This window comes from Sphingopyxis sp. BSNA05 (genome assembly GCF_013265645.1).
In the GTDB taxonomy this organism is placed as follows: domain Bacteria; phylum Pseudomonadota; class Alphaproteobacteria; order Sphingomonadales; family Sphingomonadaceae; genus Parasphingorhabdus.
Genome location: NZ_PYIA01000063.1, coordinates 1 through 14,491, shown reverse-complemented (window position 1 = coordinate 14,491; position 14,491 = coordinate 1). Strand labels below are relative to the sequence as shown.

The 14,491-nt window shown below is 57.5% G+C and carries 18 protein-coding genes and 4 pseudogenes; 12 read left to right on the top strand and 10 right to left on the bottom strand.

Annotation, left to right across the window (positions count from 1 at the left end):
• A partial coding sequence (locus C8024_RS07210; protein WP_173203782.1) for an OmpA family protein occupies nt 1–382 on the top strand: 382 nt, incomplete at its 5' end.
• A 313-nt stretch (nt 383–695) separates the two neighbouring features.
• On the opposite strand, the gene purQ is transcribed toward C8024_RS07210, so the two are convergent.
• From purQ to C8024_RS07170, 8 genes and pseudogenes are all read right to left on the bottom strand, one after another.
• Nucleotides 696–1,352 carry a phosphoribosylformylglycinamidine synthase subunit PurQ gene (gene purQ / locus C8024_RS07205; protein WP_173203781.1) on the bottom strand — a complete coding sequence of 219 codons (657 nt, stop codon included), beginning with the start codon at nt 1,350–1,352 and terminating at the stop codon, nt 696–698.
• Nucleotides 1,352–1,604, bottom strand: a pseudogene (gene purS / locus C8024_RS07200) (phosphoribosylformylglycinamidine synthase subunit PurS). The gene purQ and the pseudogene purS overlap by 1 nt, the downstream one beginning before the upstream one ends.
• Nucleotides 1,605–1,722: 118 nt before the next feature.
• Nucleotides 1,723–3,141, bottom strand: a complete 1,419-nt coding sequence (locus tag C8024_RS07195) for a surface lipoprotein assembly modifier (RefSeq protein ID WP_173203780.1) — start codon at nt 3,139–3,141, stop codon at nt 1,723–1,725.
• Between the two features lie 8 nt (nt 3,142–3,149).
• The gene (locus tag C8024_RS07190; RefSeq protein WP_173203779.1) at nt 3,150–3,287 is read right to left on the bottom strand and encodes a transferrin-binding protein-like solute binding protein; all 138 of its coding nucleotides are present in this window, start codon (nt 3,285–3,287) and stop codon (nt 3,150–3,152) included.
• Nucleotides 3,284–3,628 carry a hypothetical protein gene (locus C8024_RS07185; protein ID WP_173203778.1) on the bottom strand — a complete coding sequence of 115 codons (345 nt, stop codon included), beginning with the start codon at nt 3,626–3,628 and terminating at the stop codon, nt 3,284–3,286. Before C8024_RS07185 ends, C8024_RS07190 begins: the two co-directional genes overlap by 4 nt.
• 65 nt (nt 3,629–3,693) lie before the next feature.
• On the bottom strand, nt 3,694–4,401 hold the full coding sequence (locus C8024_RS07180; protein ID WP_173203777.1) for a hypothetical protein: 708 nt from the start codon (nt 4,399–4,401) through the stop codon (nt 3,694–3,696).
• Between the two features lie 142 nt (nt 4,402–4,543).
• Nucleotides 4,544–5,319 (bottom strand): annotated as a pseudogene (purC, locus tag C8024_RS07175) (phosphoribosylaminoimidazolesuccinocarboxamide synthase).
• A 121-nt stretch (nt 5,320–5,440) separates the two neighbouring features.
• Entirely contained in the window at nt 5,441–6,271 is an 831-nt protein-coding gene (locus C8024_RS07170; protein WP_254305681.1) for a DUF4349 domain-containing protein, read from the bottom strand.
• A 309-nt stretch (nt 6,272–6,580) separates the two neighbouring features.
• Here C8024_RS07170 and parC point away from each other — a divergent pair, with 309 nt between their 5' ends.
• A complete protein-coding gene (parC, locus tag C8024_RS07165) occupies nt 6,581–8,854 on the top strand; it encodes a DNA topoisomerase IV subunit A (RefSeq protein WP_173203775.1) in 2,274 nt (757 codons plus the stop codon).
• A gap of 268 nt (nt 8,855–9,122) precedes the next feature.
• On the top strand, nt 9,123–9,296 hold the full coding sequence (locus tag C8024_RS07160; protein WP_164089071.1) for a hypothetical protein: 174 nt from the start codon (nt 9,123–9,125) through the stop codon (nt 9,294–9,296).
• Nucleotides 9,297–9,313: 17 nt separating this feature from the next.
• Here the strand turns inward: C8024_RS07160 and C8024_RS07155 are convergent, their stop codons facing one another.
• Nucleotides 9,314–9,613 carry a hypothetical protein gene (locus C8024_RS07155; protein ID WP_173203774.1) on the bottom strand — a complete coding sequence of 100 codons (300 nt, stop codon included), beginning with the start codon at nt 9,611–9,613 and terminating at the stop codon, nt 9,314–9,316.
• Between the two features lie 332 nt (nt 9,614–9,945).
• Here C8024_RS07155 and C8024_RS07150 point away from each other — a divergent pair, with 332 nt between their 5' ends.
• From C8024_RS07150 to C8024_RS07135, 8 genes and pseudogenes are all read left to right on the top strand, one after another.
• Entirely contained in the window at nt 9,946–10,530 is a 585-nt protein-coding gene (locus C8024_RS07150; protein WP_173203773.1) for a TetR/AcrR family transcriptional regulator, read from the top strand.
• A gap of 114 nt (nt 10,531–10,644) precedes the next feature.
• Entirely contained in the window at nt 10,645–10,938 is a 294-nt protein-coding gene (locus C8024_RS07145; RefSeq protein WP_254305680.1) for a DUF4212 domain-containing protein, read from the top strand.
• A 9-nt stretch (nt 10,939–10,947) separates the two neighbouring features.
• Nucleotides 10,948–11,631 (top strand): annotated as a pseudogene (locus tag C8024_RS20130) (VC_2705 family sodium/solute symporter); the annotation flags it as partial.
• Between the two features lie 79 nt (nt 11,632–11,710).
• A complete protein-coding gene (locus C8024_RS21200; protein ID WP_254305679.1) occupies nt 11,711–11,938 on the top strand; it encodes a hypothetical protein in 228 nt (75 codons plus the stop codon).
• Nucleotides 11,908–12,447, top strand: coding sequence for a hypothetical protein (locus tag C8024_RS20125; RefSeq protein WP_217272068.1), 540 nt, complete (start codon nt 11,908–11,910; stop codon nt 12,445–12,447). The genes C8024_RS21200 and C8024_RS20125 overlap by 31 nt, the downstream gene beginning before the upstream one ends.
• A complete protein-coding gene (locus C8024_RS20120; protein WP_217272067.1) occupies nt 12,444–12,698 on the top strand; it encodes a hypothetical protein in 255 nt (84 codons plus the stop codon). The genes C8024_RS20125 and C8024_RS20120 overlap by 4 nt, the downstream gene beginning before the upstream one ends.
• Before the next feature lie 139 nt (nt 12,699–12,837).
• A pseudogene (locus C8024_RS23125) lies at nt 12,838–12,903 on the top strand (zinc-ribbon domain-containing protein); the annotation flags it as partial.
• 3 nt (nt 12,904–12,906) lie between these two features.
• Nucleotides 12,907–13,263, top strand: a complete 357-nt coding sequence (locus tag C8024_RS07135; RefSeq protein ID WP_254305678.1) for a hypothetical protein — start codon at nt 12,907–12,909, stop codon at nt 13,261–13,263.
• 176 nt (nt 13,264–13,439) lie between these two features.
• Here the strand turns inward: C8024_RS07135 and C8024_RS07130 are convergent, their stop codons facing one another.
• On the bottom strand, nt 13,440–13,619 hold the full coding sequence (locus C8024_RS07130; protein ID WP_100093701.1) for a hypothetical protein: 180 nt from the start codon (nt 13,617–13,619) through the stop codon (nt 13,440–13,442).
• Nucleotides 13,620–13,764: 145 nt separating this feature from the next.
• Here C8024_RS07130 and C8024_RS07125 point away from each other — a divergent pair, with 145 nt between their 5' ends.
• Nucleotides 13,765–14,442 carry a nitroreductase gene (locus C8024_RS07125; RefSeq protein WP_173203770.1) on the top strand — a complete coding sequence of 226 codons (678 nt, stop codon included), beginning with the start codon at nt 13,765–13,767 and terminating at the stop codon, nt 14,440–14,442.
• The last annotated feature ends 49 nt before the right edge of the window (nt 14,443–14,491 follow it).

Here is a 14,491-nt window from a genome sequence, read left to right as displayed (position 1 = left end):
ACCGCCACCACCGCCACCACCACCGGCAGTATGTGCACCTGGCCCTTACATTGTGTTCTTTGACTGGGATCAGTCGGATATCACTCCGGAAGCGGCTTCGGTTCTCGACAATGCGGTTACCGCATATGGCGATTGTGGTTCGGCTCAGGTCATGCTGGCTGGTCACGCTGACAAATCTGGTTCTGCCAGCTACAACGTCGGTCTGTCCCAGCGTCGCAACGCGGCTGTTCGTGCGTATCTTGAATCGCGCGGCATCGGTAGCGGCGTTATCTCGAGCGAAGCCTTCGGTGAATCGCGTCCTCGCGTTGAAACCGCAGACGGCGTCCGTGAGCCTCAGAACCGTCGTGTTGAAGTTATGTACGGACCTGGTTCCGGTAACTAATAGCAACATTGCTACCTATTTCGGAAAGGGCTGGTCTTCGGACCGGCCCTTTTTCGTTTCCGCTTTGGCGATATGCGGGGGCGGAGAGCCGTTTCACACAATCGCTTACCCGCGCGTCGGATCAGACCCGTCCTGGGCTGTTTCGGGTTGAGAATATCGGGGCTTGCGGTGCCCGTACCGCCTCCGGCAAAGCCGGGCCGATCCAATATCGGCAATGTGAAACTATGGATCGCTCTGTAAGGCGATCAGTTCCACGATCTGCGGTGTTTTCTATTCGGAGCCGTTAGCGATCCGATCGAAACCTTGCCGGGAACTAGCGGAGCAGGCTTTCGAACAGGGCCAGCCCGTCGGTGCCGCCATGTTTCGGGTCAATTGCCCGTTCCGGATGTGGCATCATGCCCAATACGTTGCCGGCTTCGTTGATGATGCCCGCAATATTGCGCGAGGATCCGTTGATGTCGTCGCGATAGCGGAACACCACCTGATTCTGGTTTTCCAGCCGGTCCAGCGTTTCATCATCGGCAAAGAAATTGCCGTCATGATGGGCCACAGGAATTGAGATCGCGGCGTTTTTGCCATAGCCCGACGTGAAAATCGTATCATTGTTGGTCACATCCAGTTCGGCATCCTTGCAGACGAAATGGATATTGCTGTTGCGCATCAGCGCGCCCGGCAGCAGCCCCGTTTCTGTCAGGATCTGGAACCCGTTGCACACGCCCAAGATCTTCACGCCACGAGCGGCGGCTTCGATCACCGGCTTGATGATGTTGGATCGTGAAGCCATGGCCCCCGATCGCAGGTAATCGCCATAGGAAAAACCACCGGGAACCGCGATGACATCAAGTCCCGACGGCAGCTCGCTGTCGCCATGCCAGACCATGTGAGGCTTTTGTCCCGAAACGGTTTCCAGCGCGACGGCCATGTCGCGGTCGCAGTTCGAGCCGGGAAAGACGATCACTGCGGATTGCATCAGGAAACGGTCTCCAGTGCCGAATCCGGCATCTCGATATCATAATTTTCGATCACGGTGTTGGCGAGCAGCTTGTCGCACATTTTTCGATTTCTTCGCGGCTGACGGACGGATCAAGGTCGAGTTCGATCAGCTTGCCGGCACGAACATCGTTTACGCCGGAAAATCCAGGCTTTCCAGCGCATGGTGGATAGCCTTGCCCTGAGGGTCCAATACGCCCTGTTTCAGCGTAACAAAAATTCTGACTTTCATCCTGCGCCCTCGCGTTTTGCCGTCGTCAACAACGCCATGCTATAGCGCCAAGATTAGCCGGGGCAAGAGTTAGAAGGACAATTGGAAAGGACGAATGCCGGATTGCGCCATTATCGCGTCAGAAATAGCGGGCAAATTTGAAATTCACGCGATGACGGCTCATTTCATACAGATCGTAATTGCTGTCCACCCGCGAATATACATAGTCGACGGAGGGTGAGAAGCCGAGAAACTTGATTTTGCGGCTGCCCATATAGGCGCGGGCGAATCCGCGCCAGTCCTGCCTTTTCTCGGTGGAATAGAGCAGCAAGGGGGCATCAAATGCCGACCTGCTGACGCTGGCGGCCACCCCGGCGTTCAGCCCCAGCGGCAATTCTCCACCCAGCCCCAGATTGACCCCGTAGTTGAAGCTGGAAAAGCCTTCGGCGTTGAGCAGATCACGACGGGCAAAAACGCTGGCTGAAGCAATCAGTGCCTTGCCGACGAGATGTTCGTAGGTGGCATTCGCGCCAAGCTGCCAGCCACTGTAGGAATCGCTGGTCTGGGATTCGGTGCGCCTGACGTCCAGTTCGACACCCAGTCTCTGTCCTTCGCTGAGCGCCTGTTGATATCCGACACGTCCGCCATATTCCCGCGTCGCGAGCCGTCCGCCGTACCAGCGATGCAGACCGACCGCCTGAAGCGAGATGCTGCTGTAGCGGGCAATCCGCAGTTCCGGACCTGCGGCAACCTGAACCACGATATCGTCAGCTTCCTTGCCCTTGTAGTTCACAATCTTGCTGTCAGCGTCGAACAACAGCGCCATCCGGTCGCTGGTCTTGATCCGAATGCCACCGGAAAAGCCGGCGGTCTGGCCGATTCCCGAACGTTCGCGCGCATTTTCGTCAAGCTGCAGCGGCAATTTGATCGGGCCGAAGTTGATGTCGATGGACTCTGCATCCGTGGCGCCGTTGATATTGGTATCCGGCGCGAAGCCGAAATCGAAACTGAAGCGCCATATCCTCTGATCGCGCAAAATGCTGCGCGTGTTGCGAATGGTCCTGGCGATCTCGTCCGGGAGATTCTCGTCATTTTGTGCAAGGCGGAAATGATAGTCGGCGCTGGCTTCCTTGCCGGTCAGTAAATAGGCTCTCGCCAGTTCCAGCCGGACCCGCGTCTGTCCCGGATTTTCATTCAGTATCGACCGGAACTTCCGGATCGCGCCTTTGATGTCACCCGTTTCGATGGCGATATAGCCGGCGAGAAAGCGTTGCTGCATCTGCAACTCGGGCACCTGTCCCAAAGCGTCGACCAGAGGCAGTGCCGCCTGATAATTTTTCTGCTGGATCAGGGCTTCCGCCTGCGCCAGAAGCTGTTGCGGTGTCACGCGCAGATTGCACTGGCCGGCGCTGTTGCAGCCCGGCTCGAAATTCGAAGCAATCTCGGCAGCGCCATCGGCCAGCATTGCCATAGGTGTCGCTGCCCGAGCCTGGCCCAGTCCTGCAATTGCCACGCAGGAGAGCGCTGCGGTTTTTACCAGAGTGGCGGAATTACGCATCCCTGCCTCTAGGGCTGCTTGCCGACAAAGGTTCCCAGAATGTCGATCCGTTCGTCCGGCGTGCCGCCAACGATACGATAGCCACCCCCCAGCTCCTCGGCATCCGGACCGTAGAAGGCACCGTTGATGCTGGACCCGGCGATCACGAGATCCAGTCTCGAGCTGTCCGGATTGACGAACCATGCCTCGTTGAACTGGCCGAAGAAACCGCCTGCGGAGACCAGGTTGATGTCGCCGCCGCCATTGGCAAAAATCGTGCGCCCTCGAGCACGCTATGCTGTCCGCTGGTGCCGTCGAACGTTGGGGCGCCGACCGAACCGTCCAGCGAGAGCGAAAAGGTGTTCGCTCCGAAATTGACGCTCGTCGATGCGTTGCCCGCGATCCATTGCATGTAGGTGTCGCGGTTGCCCGTGATGTCTGGCTGGTCGTTGAAAACCATCGTGGCCAACATCGTGCCGTCAAAGGTGCCGGTGCCCGATGTGGGCACATTGTCATTGGATGTTATTTGTCCATAGGCAAAGGCACCTCGTTCAAGCGTGCTGACCTGCGTGGTCAGGCCGGTGTCGCGTCATAGGAGACGGAAGCCTTGTTCCGGAGATAACCGGCAAATGTGACATATTGCGTGTCGGTGCCGGGAAGCTGATAGAAGAAGGTCGTCGCGTCGTAGCTGCCGGCCTGCTCCCTATCGATCAGATCGAACAGGAATTCCGCGGACGCGCCGGTCAATACTCCTGCCTGAACCACATTGTTCGACGCGCCGGATTCGAGATATTGAACTCCCGGGATGTTCCACAGATTAGAGCCGAGATTCGGTGTGCCGACCTGGGGTTCGACGGCGCCTCCGAAATCCGTGCGATGCAATGGATCCTGAAAGCGGCTGGCGCCGGATGTTCCGGCCAGACCGTTGGTAAAGCTGACGTTGAAGATCGCGTCCCGTGGATCATAGGCGATGGTCAGACTCGAATTGCGAACCGTTGTGGCATCACCCTGATATAATTGGCTGATCTGGGTGGTCTGACGCACCGTCCGTTGCTGGCCATTGGCGCCCGGATCCAGCACGGTCGACTGATAGCTGTGTGACGAGCCGACAGCGGTGTAGGTTTTGGCTTCGGTCGGATCGACAAATGTATGCTCGGTCCCGCTGCCGGATCCACTGCCCGTGCCGCCGGTTGGAGGCGCGCTGCTGCCAGCGGATTGGGGGCCGGCACCGCCGCAAGCGGCGAGCATCGTTGTACTGGCGAGCAAAATCAAAAGGCGCATCGGAATAATTCCTCACATGGGTTCCACATGAGGTCCGTGCTATCAGTTCAATGGTTAATTTGGCGTAAACCATCGCAGCTTTTGCTTGCCGTTCCCGGACATTCCAAGGCTTGTTGCAGTGCCCGGCGAAGTCGCGGCCAGCCTACTTTCCGCGCTTTTTCCGTTCGCTGTTGAGGTCGGTCACTTCGCTCCCGCCTTCCGGGAACAATCCGAGGCGCCGGGCAACTTCCTGATAAGCCTCGGCTTCTCCACCCAGATCGCGGCGGAAGCGATCCTTGTCGAGCTTCTCGTTTGTCTTGAGATCCCAGAGGCGGCAGCCGTCTGGACTGATTTCGTCAGCGAGAATGATCCGGGAAAAATCGCCTTCGAAAACCCGTCCGAACTCGAGCTTGAAATCGACCAGCTTGATGCCGATTCCCGCGAACATGCCGGCCATGAAGTCGTTGATCCGGATGGCCATGGCGGAAATATCCTGCATTTCCTCCTGACTGGCCCAGCCGAAGCAGGCGATATGTTCTTCGGCAACCAGCGGATCGCCGAGCGCGTCATCCTTGTAGCAATATTCCAGCAATGTGTGCGGCAGCGGTGTGCCTTCTTCGATGCCGAGGCGCTTGGAAAGGGAACCGGCAGCGACATTGCGAACAATCACTTCGATCGGGACAATCTCGACCTGTTTGACGAGCTGTTCGCGCATGTTGAGTCGGCGGATGAAGTGGCTGGGGATACCGATATGGCCGAGCAATGTGAAAATATGCTCGCTGATCCGGTTGTTGATCACGCCCTTGCCGTTGATCGTGCCTTTTTCTCGGCATTGAAAGCGGTGGCATCATCCTTGAAATACTGGATGATAGTGCCTGGCTCAGGACCTTCGTAAAGAATCTTGGCCTTACCTTCGTAAATCTGGCGACGACGGGACATTGCTGGGTTCCACTTCGCAAAGAGAGCGACAAAAATCATGCCCCGGAGAACCGAATCGTGCGATTTCGATTGAACCGGGGCGTTGAACTCCATCTATATGCCAAAGTGAATGGCGGCGCAATCAATCGTCCGAGGATGCGGCGACTTCAATCCGACGCCCCCAGAATGTGCGGTCCGGTGCCTTGAATCTGCGACGCAGGTAAATCCCCAAGCACAAAACCAATATCCAGGGCAGGGTGACGGCAAGGAATGTGATCGCGGCACCGATCGAAGAACCGAGTGTCGAGGCGATACCGGCGAAAGCTTCTCGAATTGGCCTTGAGAAACCGCCAGAACCTGGCGCCGCGGACTGGTAGTTGATCACGATCTTGCTGAATGCCACGCGTCCGCGCATTTCCTTCAGCCAACCGCGGGCCTGATCGATTTCCTCATTGACCTGCGTAACCGCGCGCTCGGCTTCTACGAGTTCCGCCACGCTCCCTTTCTTGGTCCGGAGCAGTTCAGTCAGGCGCTGCGACAATAAACTCCGGCTTCGGAGACGTGCTTCCGTGTCGACAATCCGCTTGGAAAGATCTTCGCCGCTTATCGATGTCGCAATCTGGCTCCCGCCGTTGCTGTCGACCGCTTTGGCGAGCTGCTCGCCAAAGGCACGCGCTTGTGGCGCGGCAACTTCGATATTCAGCATGCCCGTGGCATAATCACCTTCTCCGCCACTATTGTCCATATTCAGGACGCGGCAGATTTCCGGGCCGCGTTTTTCGCACAATTCGACATGAGCCCGTTGAGTCTTTGCAATTTCCGAGGCTGGAAGGCGAAAGCCATATTGATAGCTATAGGCGATCTGTGGAACCGAAACCGGGATGTCGCCAGCCTCCGCGGTGCTGTTGGCGCTTTCCGAATCCCGAACAGGGGGCTCTTCGACAGAATATGCATCTGCCGATTCTTCCGTCATCTGCAGTTCGGCTCCGGATTCACTGCCGTTGCTGCATGCGGCTAAGGCGAAAGCATCATGATGGCAAATAATGAAAAACGCATGGCTCTGGTTCCTCTTCCCGCGAATGACTCTGACGCTAATGTGATGCTGTGACATCGTCAACGATGTGTCCTGGGTTGTGAAAGCTCATCTACAGGGTAATCATGGGCCTCATCCCGGCTAATGCGTGCGCCGGGCCTTGAAGTTGGTCGGTGGAAACCGCGTCTCACACTGCCGGGACCAATTTCCCACTACCAAGCATGAATCCACCCTGCTATCGCTGCGAGCATGAGTGATGTAACCGAAGCCCCGCCCGAAGAACCCGAAGATGAATTTGATGCGATAGTCGAAGCGCCCTTTGATGCGGCGCTTTCCGAACGCTATCTGATTTACGCGATGTCGACGATTACCGCGCGGTCGCTGCCGGATTTGCGCGACGGGCTGAAGCCCGTGCATCGCCGTCTCCTGTGGGCGATGCGGCTGCTCAAGCTCGATCCGTCGCAAGGTTACAAGAAATGCGCCCGTGTGGTCGGCGATGTGATCGGTAAATATCACCCGCATGGCGACCAGTCGGTCTATGATGCGATGGTCCGTCTCGCCCAGACTTTCTCCCTGCGCTATCCGCTGGTCGACGGGCAGGGGAATTTCGGCAATATCGACGGCGATAATGCTGCCGCCTATCGCTATACCGAAGCCCGGCTGACCCGCACGGCGATCGAGCTGATGCACGGTCTGGACGAGAATGCCGCCGACCTAAAACCGACCTATAATGGCGAGGATGAAGAGCCCGAGGTCATGCCCGGCCTGTTTCCCAATCTGCTCGCGAACGGCGCGAGCGGGATCGCCGTGGGCATGGCAACCAGTATTCCTTCGCACAATGTCCACGAGATTATCGACGCCGCAACCTTGCTGATCGATAGTCCCAAGGCCGAACATGCCGAGATCATGGCGATCATCAAGGGGCCGGATCTGGCGACCGGCGGCACTTTGGTCGATCCCAAATCGGTGATCGACGCGGCCTATGAAAGCGGACGCGGTGCGATGCGGGTGCGCTGCAAGTGGGAGAAGGAAGACGCCGAGGGGCGCGGAGCGTGGCAGATCGTCGTCACCGAAATTCCCTATCAGGTGCAAAAAGGCAAGCTGATCGAGCAGATCGCCCAGATCATTGCCGACAAGAAACTGCCGATCCTCGCTGATATCCGGGATGAATCCGATGAACAGGTTCGGATTGTTCTCGAACCCAAAAACCGCGCGGTCGATCCCGAGGACCTGATGAACGCGCTGTTCCGCATGTCGGATCTGGAAAACCGCTTCTCCCTCAACATGAATGTGCTCGACAAGGACCGGGTGCCCAAGGTGATGGGCATAAGCGAAGTTTTGAGGCACTGGATTGTCCACCAGATTGAAGTGCTGGTGCGCCGTTCGCAGCACCGGCTCGACAAGATCGATGCCCGGCTCGAACTGCTCGAAGGCTATATCATTGCCTATCTCAATCTCGACCGGGTGATCGAGATTATCCGTAATCATGACGAACCCAAGCCGATGCTGATGGACGAGTTCAAGCTGACCGACCGTCAGGCCGAGGCGATCCTCAACATGCGTCTGCGCTCGTTGCGCAAGCTCGAGGAGATGGAATTGCGGACCGAGCGCGACAAGCTGCTCGAGGAACGGGAAGGGCTGGAAAAGCTGATCGACAGCCCGGCGCGGCAGAAGACACGGCTGAAGAAGGATCTCGCGGAGCTGCGCAAGCTCTATGCCGAGGATACCGAACTTGGCGCGCGGCGGACGATGCTGATCGAGGCCGCGCCCGCACGGGAAATCTCTCTTGAAGCCTTTATCGAGAAGGAGCCGGTCACCGTGATCATGTCGCAGCGCGGCTGGATCAAGGCGATGAAAGGCCATGCGGACCTTTCCACGCCGGACAGTTTCAAGTTCAAGGAAGGCGACGGCCCGAAATATGCCTTCCACGCGCAGACCACCGACAAGCTGCTGATGTGTTGCGACAACGGGCGCTTCTATACGATCGGGGCGGACAAGCTTCCCGGCGCGCGCGGATTTGGCGAACCGGTCGGATCTATGGTCGACCTGGAACCTGGCGCCGAACCGATTGCGCTAATGGTCGCCGACATGAAGGGGAAGCTGCTGCTGGCCTCGACCTGGGGGCGCGGTTTCGTCGCCAATATCGCCGATGTGGTTGCTGAAACCAAGAAGGGTCGTCAGGTTGCGAACCTTAAGGGCGACGCACGCCTGCTCGTTGTCCGCCCGGTTCCGGAAAATGCCGACCATGTCGCGGCGATCGGCGAAAACCGCAAACTGGTCGTCTTCTCGCTTTCCGAAATGCCGGAAATGGCAAGGGGGCAGGGCGTCATGCTGCAGCGCTACAAGGACGGCGGGCTGTCCGACGCGATCCTGTTCAGACTGGAAGAAGGGCTGAGCTGGACCATGGGCGGTGAAAGCGGCCGGACGCGCACGGAAAATGATCTGACCATGTGGCGGGTCGCGCGCGGGGCGGCGGGCCGGTTGCCACCGACGGGATTCCCGAAGAGCGGGAAATTTGATTGAGGCCATCGTCTCTCCGGGAGCAGACCACGGGATCGGTGGAAGAGCTGTGAGGTCAGGCATGAACTGTAAATAGTTGTATGTTACACCATAATATGGCTATTTACATTCAATTGGAATTCAGCTTGATTCCGGCAAGCGATAACTGGCTCGAATCTGACCCGGCTCCGGTCGTGCATGGGAAATGGTTGACTTGGTGGAGCAAAAGGATGCAAACGGTGCCGGTCTGATTTTGGTTCCACAAGAATAGCAGGAAAAATTGTTTAAAACGATGAGCAGTGACACCGAAGCCTTGCGGGAATGGATCGACCAGCTCGAACAGATTCTGTCGCAACTGGACACCATTCAGGCGAGCATAGCTGCCATCCATGTGGATATAGCGATCGGGGAACTCTGCCAGCTTGCGGATATTGAACGGACCAACGGGTCGATCAAGGCAGCATAGCAATTGGAATTATGTCGTCAGATACTGACGAATTGTTGACCGATTTTCTGTAATATATCGCGGGACAGGGCATTGCCCGCTGCAGTCGGTCTTAGGGGCGCCTGGTTCTTGTCCCCGCCACCGGCATATTTTTCGACCAGCCCGCTATCGATCATATAGTCGATATATCGTGACAGGATCGACGTCTTTACATCAAGTCTGGACGCAAGATCCAGCGCGGTGGCCGGCGTTCCAGCATCGGTCGAAACGATCAGGTCCAGCAGGATGTGCCAGGAGATGTCATCGATATAAAGCTTGCTGTCGCGCAATTGATACACAGCGATGGCGCGACTTTTTAGCAAGAACGCAGCGGTCCTCGCCGGATCAATATTGTAGCCCCGGTCTGTCCCGATATTGGCAGCCGGTGCTTTGACTTGTGTGCGTGCGTGATCAGTTGGTTTGCCAGAACGGGCATTATTTGAAATTATATCTTTGTACTCACGCATATTTACTCCTGTCACCTACTCGACTTGCGAGCGCGTATCGACCGATCGGTTGGTAGTCAATCAAGAATAGGGGTCTATCGTTAATTTTAATGCTCGATATGCTTAAAATTTATGACAGGCATAGTATATTTTACATCGCAGGATCCTGCTGTTATGGGCGCCCGATGAGTACCAGATTGGCGATCATGGACATTGCTGCCGAGGCGGTCCGCAGACGGGGATATAACGGCGTCAGTCTGGACCAGATTGCGCGTGATGTCGGTATCCAGAAGTCGAGCATATATTACCATTTCTCCTCGAAATCGGAACTGATAGCCGCGATATTCCGGCGTTTCTCCGGTCAGATATTCTCGTTTCTGGAAGAGACGGGCCAGCAGCGCCGTGCGGGTGATCGTCTAATGGCCTATATTGTCGAAACCGGCACCTTCGTCGAAGAAGGCGAGTCGATCTGCATGTCGATTGCGCTGAATATTGACCGCGACAGACTGCACAGTGAAATCGTCGATGATCTGCTTAGCTTTCATGAAGCCAATATCGCGTGGCTGACCGAGACGTTCGAACTGGGCCTCAAGGATGGCAGCATAGCCGATATAGGCGATCCTGTCGAAGAAGCGAACGCCTGCCTTGCGCTCGTTGATGGCGCGCAACTGATGGCGCGTGCCCATCAGGATTCGAACTTATATGATCAGGCCACCTTGCTGCTGCGTTCGAGAATTTCCCCATCCGTCCCGGATGACGCCGCGCGCTAGGCGAGCGCGAGACGCTGCCGCTGTCTCCCTGTAGCGGGGGGCTCCGAAAACCTGTTTGCGCAATCCTGCCCGACCTCCTAGTTTGGGCGGTAACGAAAAATGGGGGAGGCCAGCATGTCCGATAACAGTCCGGAAAAGTCCGTTGGCGACGGGGCTACCAGCGATGTGGAAAAGGCCTATTGGTCACAGAATATCCGGTTGCTCGCGACGTTGATGACGATCTGGTTCGTCGTTTCTTTCGGCGCGGGCATCCTCTTTCGCGACTTTCTCGATCAATTTGCCATTGGCGGTTATCCGCTCGGCTTCTGGTTCGCGCAGCAGGGCGCGATCTATTTCTTCATCCTGCTGATCATCTTTTACAGCGTGCGGATGAAGCAGATCGAGCGCCAATATGATCTCGATGATTGAGCGCGGCTGATGCAAACCCAGACACTCATTTATATTTTCGTTGGCCTGTCCTTTGCGCTCTATATCGGGATCGCGATCGCGTCGCGGGCCGGTTCGACGAAAGAATTCTATGTCGCCGGCGGCGGGGTCAATCCCGTGGTCAACGGCATGGCGACAGCAGCCGACTGGATGTCGGCAGCGAGTTTCATCTCGATGGCCGGAATCATTGCCTTTTCCGGCTATGACGGCTCGGTCTATCTGATGGGCTGGACCGGCGGCTATGTCATGCTGGCGCTTTTGCTCGCGCCCTATTTGCGGAAATTCGGCCAGTTTACGGTGCCGGACTTTATCGGCACGCGTTACTATTCGAAAGCGGCCCGGGTGGCGGCGGTGATCTGTCTGATCTTCATCAGCTTCACCTATATCGCCGGGCAGATGCGCGGGGTTGGCATCGTCTTCTCCCGCTTTCTCGATGTACCGATCACACTCGGCGTTATCATCGGCATGGCGATTGTCTTTGTCTATGCCGTGCTCGGCGGGATGAAGGGCATCACCTATACGCAGGTCGCGCAATATTGCGTGTTGATCTTTGCCTATATGGTCCCGGCTTTTTTCATCAGCTTCCTGATCACCGGCAATCCGGTACCGCAACTGGGCCTGGGTTCGACGGTCAATGACGGGTCGGGACTCTATGTGCTGCAAAAGCTGGATCTGGTGCTGCAGGACATGGGCTTTGCCGCCTATACCGACGGCAGCAAGTCGATGATCGACGTTTCTGCATCACCGCTGCCTGATGATCGGAACCGCTGGCCTGCCGCATGTCATTGTCCGCTTCTTCACCGTGCCCAAGGCGTCGGACGCGCGCAAGTCGGCGGGTTGGGCTCTGGTTTTCATTGCCCTGCTCTATACCACAGCACCAGCGGTGGGCGCCTTTGCCCGGCTCAACTTCATCGATAGCGTGCAGGATATCGATTATGCTGAGGCACCGGCATGGTTCAAAACTGGGAGAGCAACGACCTGATCGCCTGGCGCGACAAAAATGGCGACGGCAAGATGCAGCTGGGCAAGGGCGATCCTTTTCAGGGCGCGCCGCAGTTCACGACAAGCACCGGACCCAGTGGTGAACGTGTTGTAGAAAATGCTGCGGCGAACGATAATCCGAACGAGGTCTATGTTGACCGCGATATCATGGTGCTGGCCAATCCGGAAATCGCCAATCTGCCAGGCTGGGTGATCGCGCTGGTCGCGGCCGGCGGTCTGGCGGCGGCGCTGTCGACGGCGGCGGGGCTGCTACTGGTGATCAGTTCGTCAATCAGTCACGATCTTCTGAAAAGCACCTTCCGACCGCAGATTACCGAGAAGGGCGAGCTGCTCGCAGCCCGGCTGGCCGCTACCGCAGCGATCGTTGTGGCCGGCTATCTCGGCATCTATCCGCCCGGATGGGTCGCGCAGGTGGTTGCTTTCGCCTTTGGTCTGGCCGCCGCCTCGCTATTTCCGGCGATCTTCATGGGGATTTTTCCAAACGGATGAACCGCGAGGGCGCGATTGCCGGAATGGTAACGGGCCTGACCTTCACCTTCCTCTATATCGGCTGGTTCAAGCTCTGGTCGCCGGAAAGCAATGTCGCGGCCAACTGGCTGTTCGGAATCTCGCCCGAGGGTATTGGCGTGATCGGAATGCTGCTGAATTTCGCGGTGGCTATTGCGGTCGCGCGGTTCACCAGCGCGCCGCCGAAGGAGATCGGCTGGCTGGTCGACAAGATCCGGGTGCCGCGGGGCTAGTGTTGTTGCCCGCTGCAAATGTTCCCGCAGGTGCCCGGTAGTCGATAGGCAGGTTTGGGGGAACCCGGAGGAAGCGGCTTGTGGAAAGGGGCAAATTTTGTGATAAGCCAGCCCAAGGGGCGCTATACGGGGGTAATCGATGGTCTGCACATCTTGCGGCACTGAAGTTCAAGCGGCAGATAGCTATTGCGCCAATTGTGGCGCAGCGTTGCAAGCCGACACGGAAGCCGGACCGTCAGGGAAAAGCGGCAAAGCCCGCGGACCGGGGCTTGCGTCGGGTGGCCTGATCCTCATCCGTTCGATATTCACGATGCCGATCAAGACCGCAAATCTGGCAGCGCACGAACTCCGCAAGATCGCGAAATCGGGTGCAATCGATTCCGATCGGGACTTCCCGCACCTGTTCTGGTGCAAGGCGATGCTGCCGGTCGTCGCAACTTTCCTGTCGGCGCTGGTATTGCTCGGCACGCTTGGACTGGCTGTCGCCCAGGCAGGAATCTTAGGTTTTTCATCGGCATCTTTGCCGCAATCTTCGCCGCAATCGCAGCCGACTGGTTCATCATGATTGTCGGAGAATATCTGATGATAAAAGTCGTCAGCGCTCGCTATTACTTGCAGCATATCGAGGATTATGAAGGGGAAAATGAGCGGCACTGACCGCTTCAATGCCGTTTTTGACCGATTGCTTTGAATCAGTCCGGCATTCCCGTTTCTGTCGAGCCAGTGGTTTGCAGGGGCGTTTTACCGCTTCTTGGCGATTTTCAGCTTGTCCAGCTTGGACCGGGTCCGGATCGATTCTTCGCTGCGGGTCAGCGCCTTGGATATGGCCTTGAGCGTCATGCCCTTTTTGGCAAAGGCGTGCAGCTTCTGCACTTCTTCGCTGGTCCAGGGCTGTTTGTGGCGTTCGAAACGGTCTTTCATGACGTGGGGCTTAGCAGATAATGGGGATCATGCACTCTATTAGCACACTGGCCGTCGTTTGCGGTCAAGCCGCTGACAACAGCGGGCTTTGCACAGCGCCATTTGTCCGCTAGCCAGCAGCCCATATTTACACACGGAGACTTCCATGCAGTTTGACGACGTAATCCTCGGCCGGCGCAGTATACGCGGCTACAAGCCGGACCCTGTTCCGCAGGAACTCATCGAGGAAATACTGGGACTGGCGATGCGCGCCCCCTCTTCGATGAACACGCAGCCCTATAATTTTTACGTCATCACCGGCAAGCCGCTGGAGAAAATCCGCGCCGGCAACACCGAGCAGATGCTGGCCGGGGTGCCGCAGTCGCGCGAGTTCCGGACCGGAGAGGCCTTTGCAGGCGCGCATCGCGAGCGGCAGATCGGTGTGGCGAAACAGCTTTTCTCGGCGATGGGGATCGAGCGCGACGACAAGGAAGCGCGGCAGGACTGGGTGATGCGGGGATTCCGGCAATTTGACGCGCCGGTATGCGTGATCATCACCTATGACCGCGCGGTGGACGGCAGTGACGATACGCCCTTTGACTGTGGCGCCGTGGCAACCGCGTTGGTCAATGCGGCTTGGTCGCGGGGACTGGGTACGGTGATCAACAGCCAGGGCATCATGCAGTCGCCGGTGGTCCGCGAACATGCCGGCATTGCCGATGACCAGGTGATCATGAAAAGTATTGCACTCGGCTGGCCGGACGAGAGCTTTCCCGCCAATGCCGTGGTGTCGGAGCGGAAGCCGGTGGATGAGGCTGCCGTGTTTGTGGGGTTCGACGGCTAGGGGACTCCGCGTGCCCCTGCGAAGGCAGGGGCCCATCTCCCGCACGCGC

Bases quoted from the DNA above. Each gene is read 5' to 3' on its own strand.
- purQ (WP_173203781.1), bottom strand. From the start codon at position 1,352: ATGCAATCCGCAGTGATCGTCTTTCCCGGCTCGAACTGCGACCGCGAC.
- C8024_RS07195 (WP_173203780.1), bottom strand. From the start codon at position 3,141: ATGCGTAATTCCGCCACTCTGGTAAAAACCGCAGCGCTCTCCTGCGTG.
- C8024_RS07180 (WP_173203777.1), bottom strand. From the start codon at position 4,401: ATGCGCCTTTTGATTTTGCTCGCCAGTACAACGATGCTCGCCGCTTGC.
- C8024_RS07170 (WP_254305681.1), bottom strand. From the start codon at position 6,271: ATGACGGAAGAATCGGCAGATGCATATTCTGTCGAAGAGCCCCCTGTT.
- parC (WP_173203775.1), top strand. From the start codon at position 6,581: ATGAGTGATGTAACCGAAGCCCCGCCCGAAGAACCCGAAGATGAATTT.
- C8024_RS07160 (WP_164089071.1), top strand. From the start codon at position 9,123: ATGAGCAGTGACACCGAAGCCTTGCGGGAATGGATCGACCAGCTCGAA.
- C8024_RS07150 (WP_173203773.1), top strand. From the start codon at position 9,946: ATGAGTACCAGATTGGCGATCATGGACATTGCTGCCGAGGCGGTCCGC.
- C8024_RS07145 (WP_254305680.1), top strand. From the start codon at position 10,645: ATGTCCGATAACAGTCCGGAAAAGTCCGTTGGCGACGGGGCTACCAGC.
- C8024_RS21200 (WP_254305679.1), top strand. From the start codon at position 11,711: ATGATCGGAACCGCTGGCCTGCCGCATGTCATTGTCCGCTTCTTCACC.
- C8024_RS20125 (WP_217272068.1), top strand. From the start codon at position 11,908: ATGGTTCAAAACTGGGAGAGCAACGACCTGATCGCCTGGCGCGACAAA.
- C8024_RS20120 (WP_217272067.1), top strand. From the start codon at position 12,444: ATGAACCGCGAGGGCGCGATTGCCGGAATGGTAACGGGCCTGACCTTC.
- C8024_RS07130 (WP_100093701.1), bottom strand. From the start codon at position 13,619: ATGAAAGACCGTTTCGAACGCCACAAACAGCCCTGGACCAGCGAAGAA.
- C8024_RS07125 (WP_173203770.1), top strand. From the start codon at position 13,765: ATGCAGTTTGACGACGTAATCCTCGGCCGGCGCAGTATACGCGGCTAC.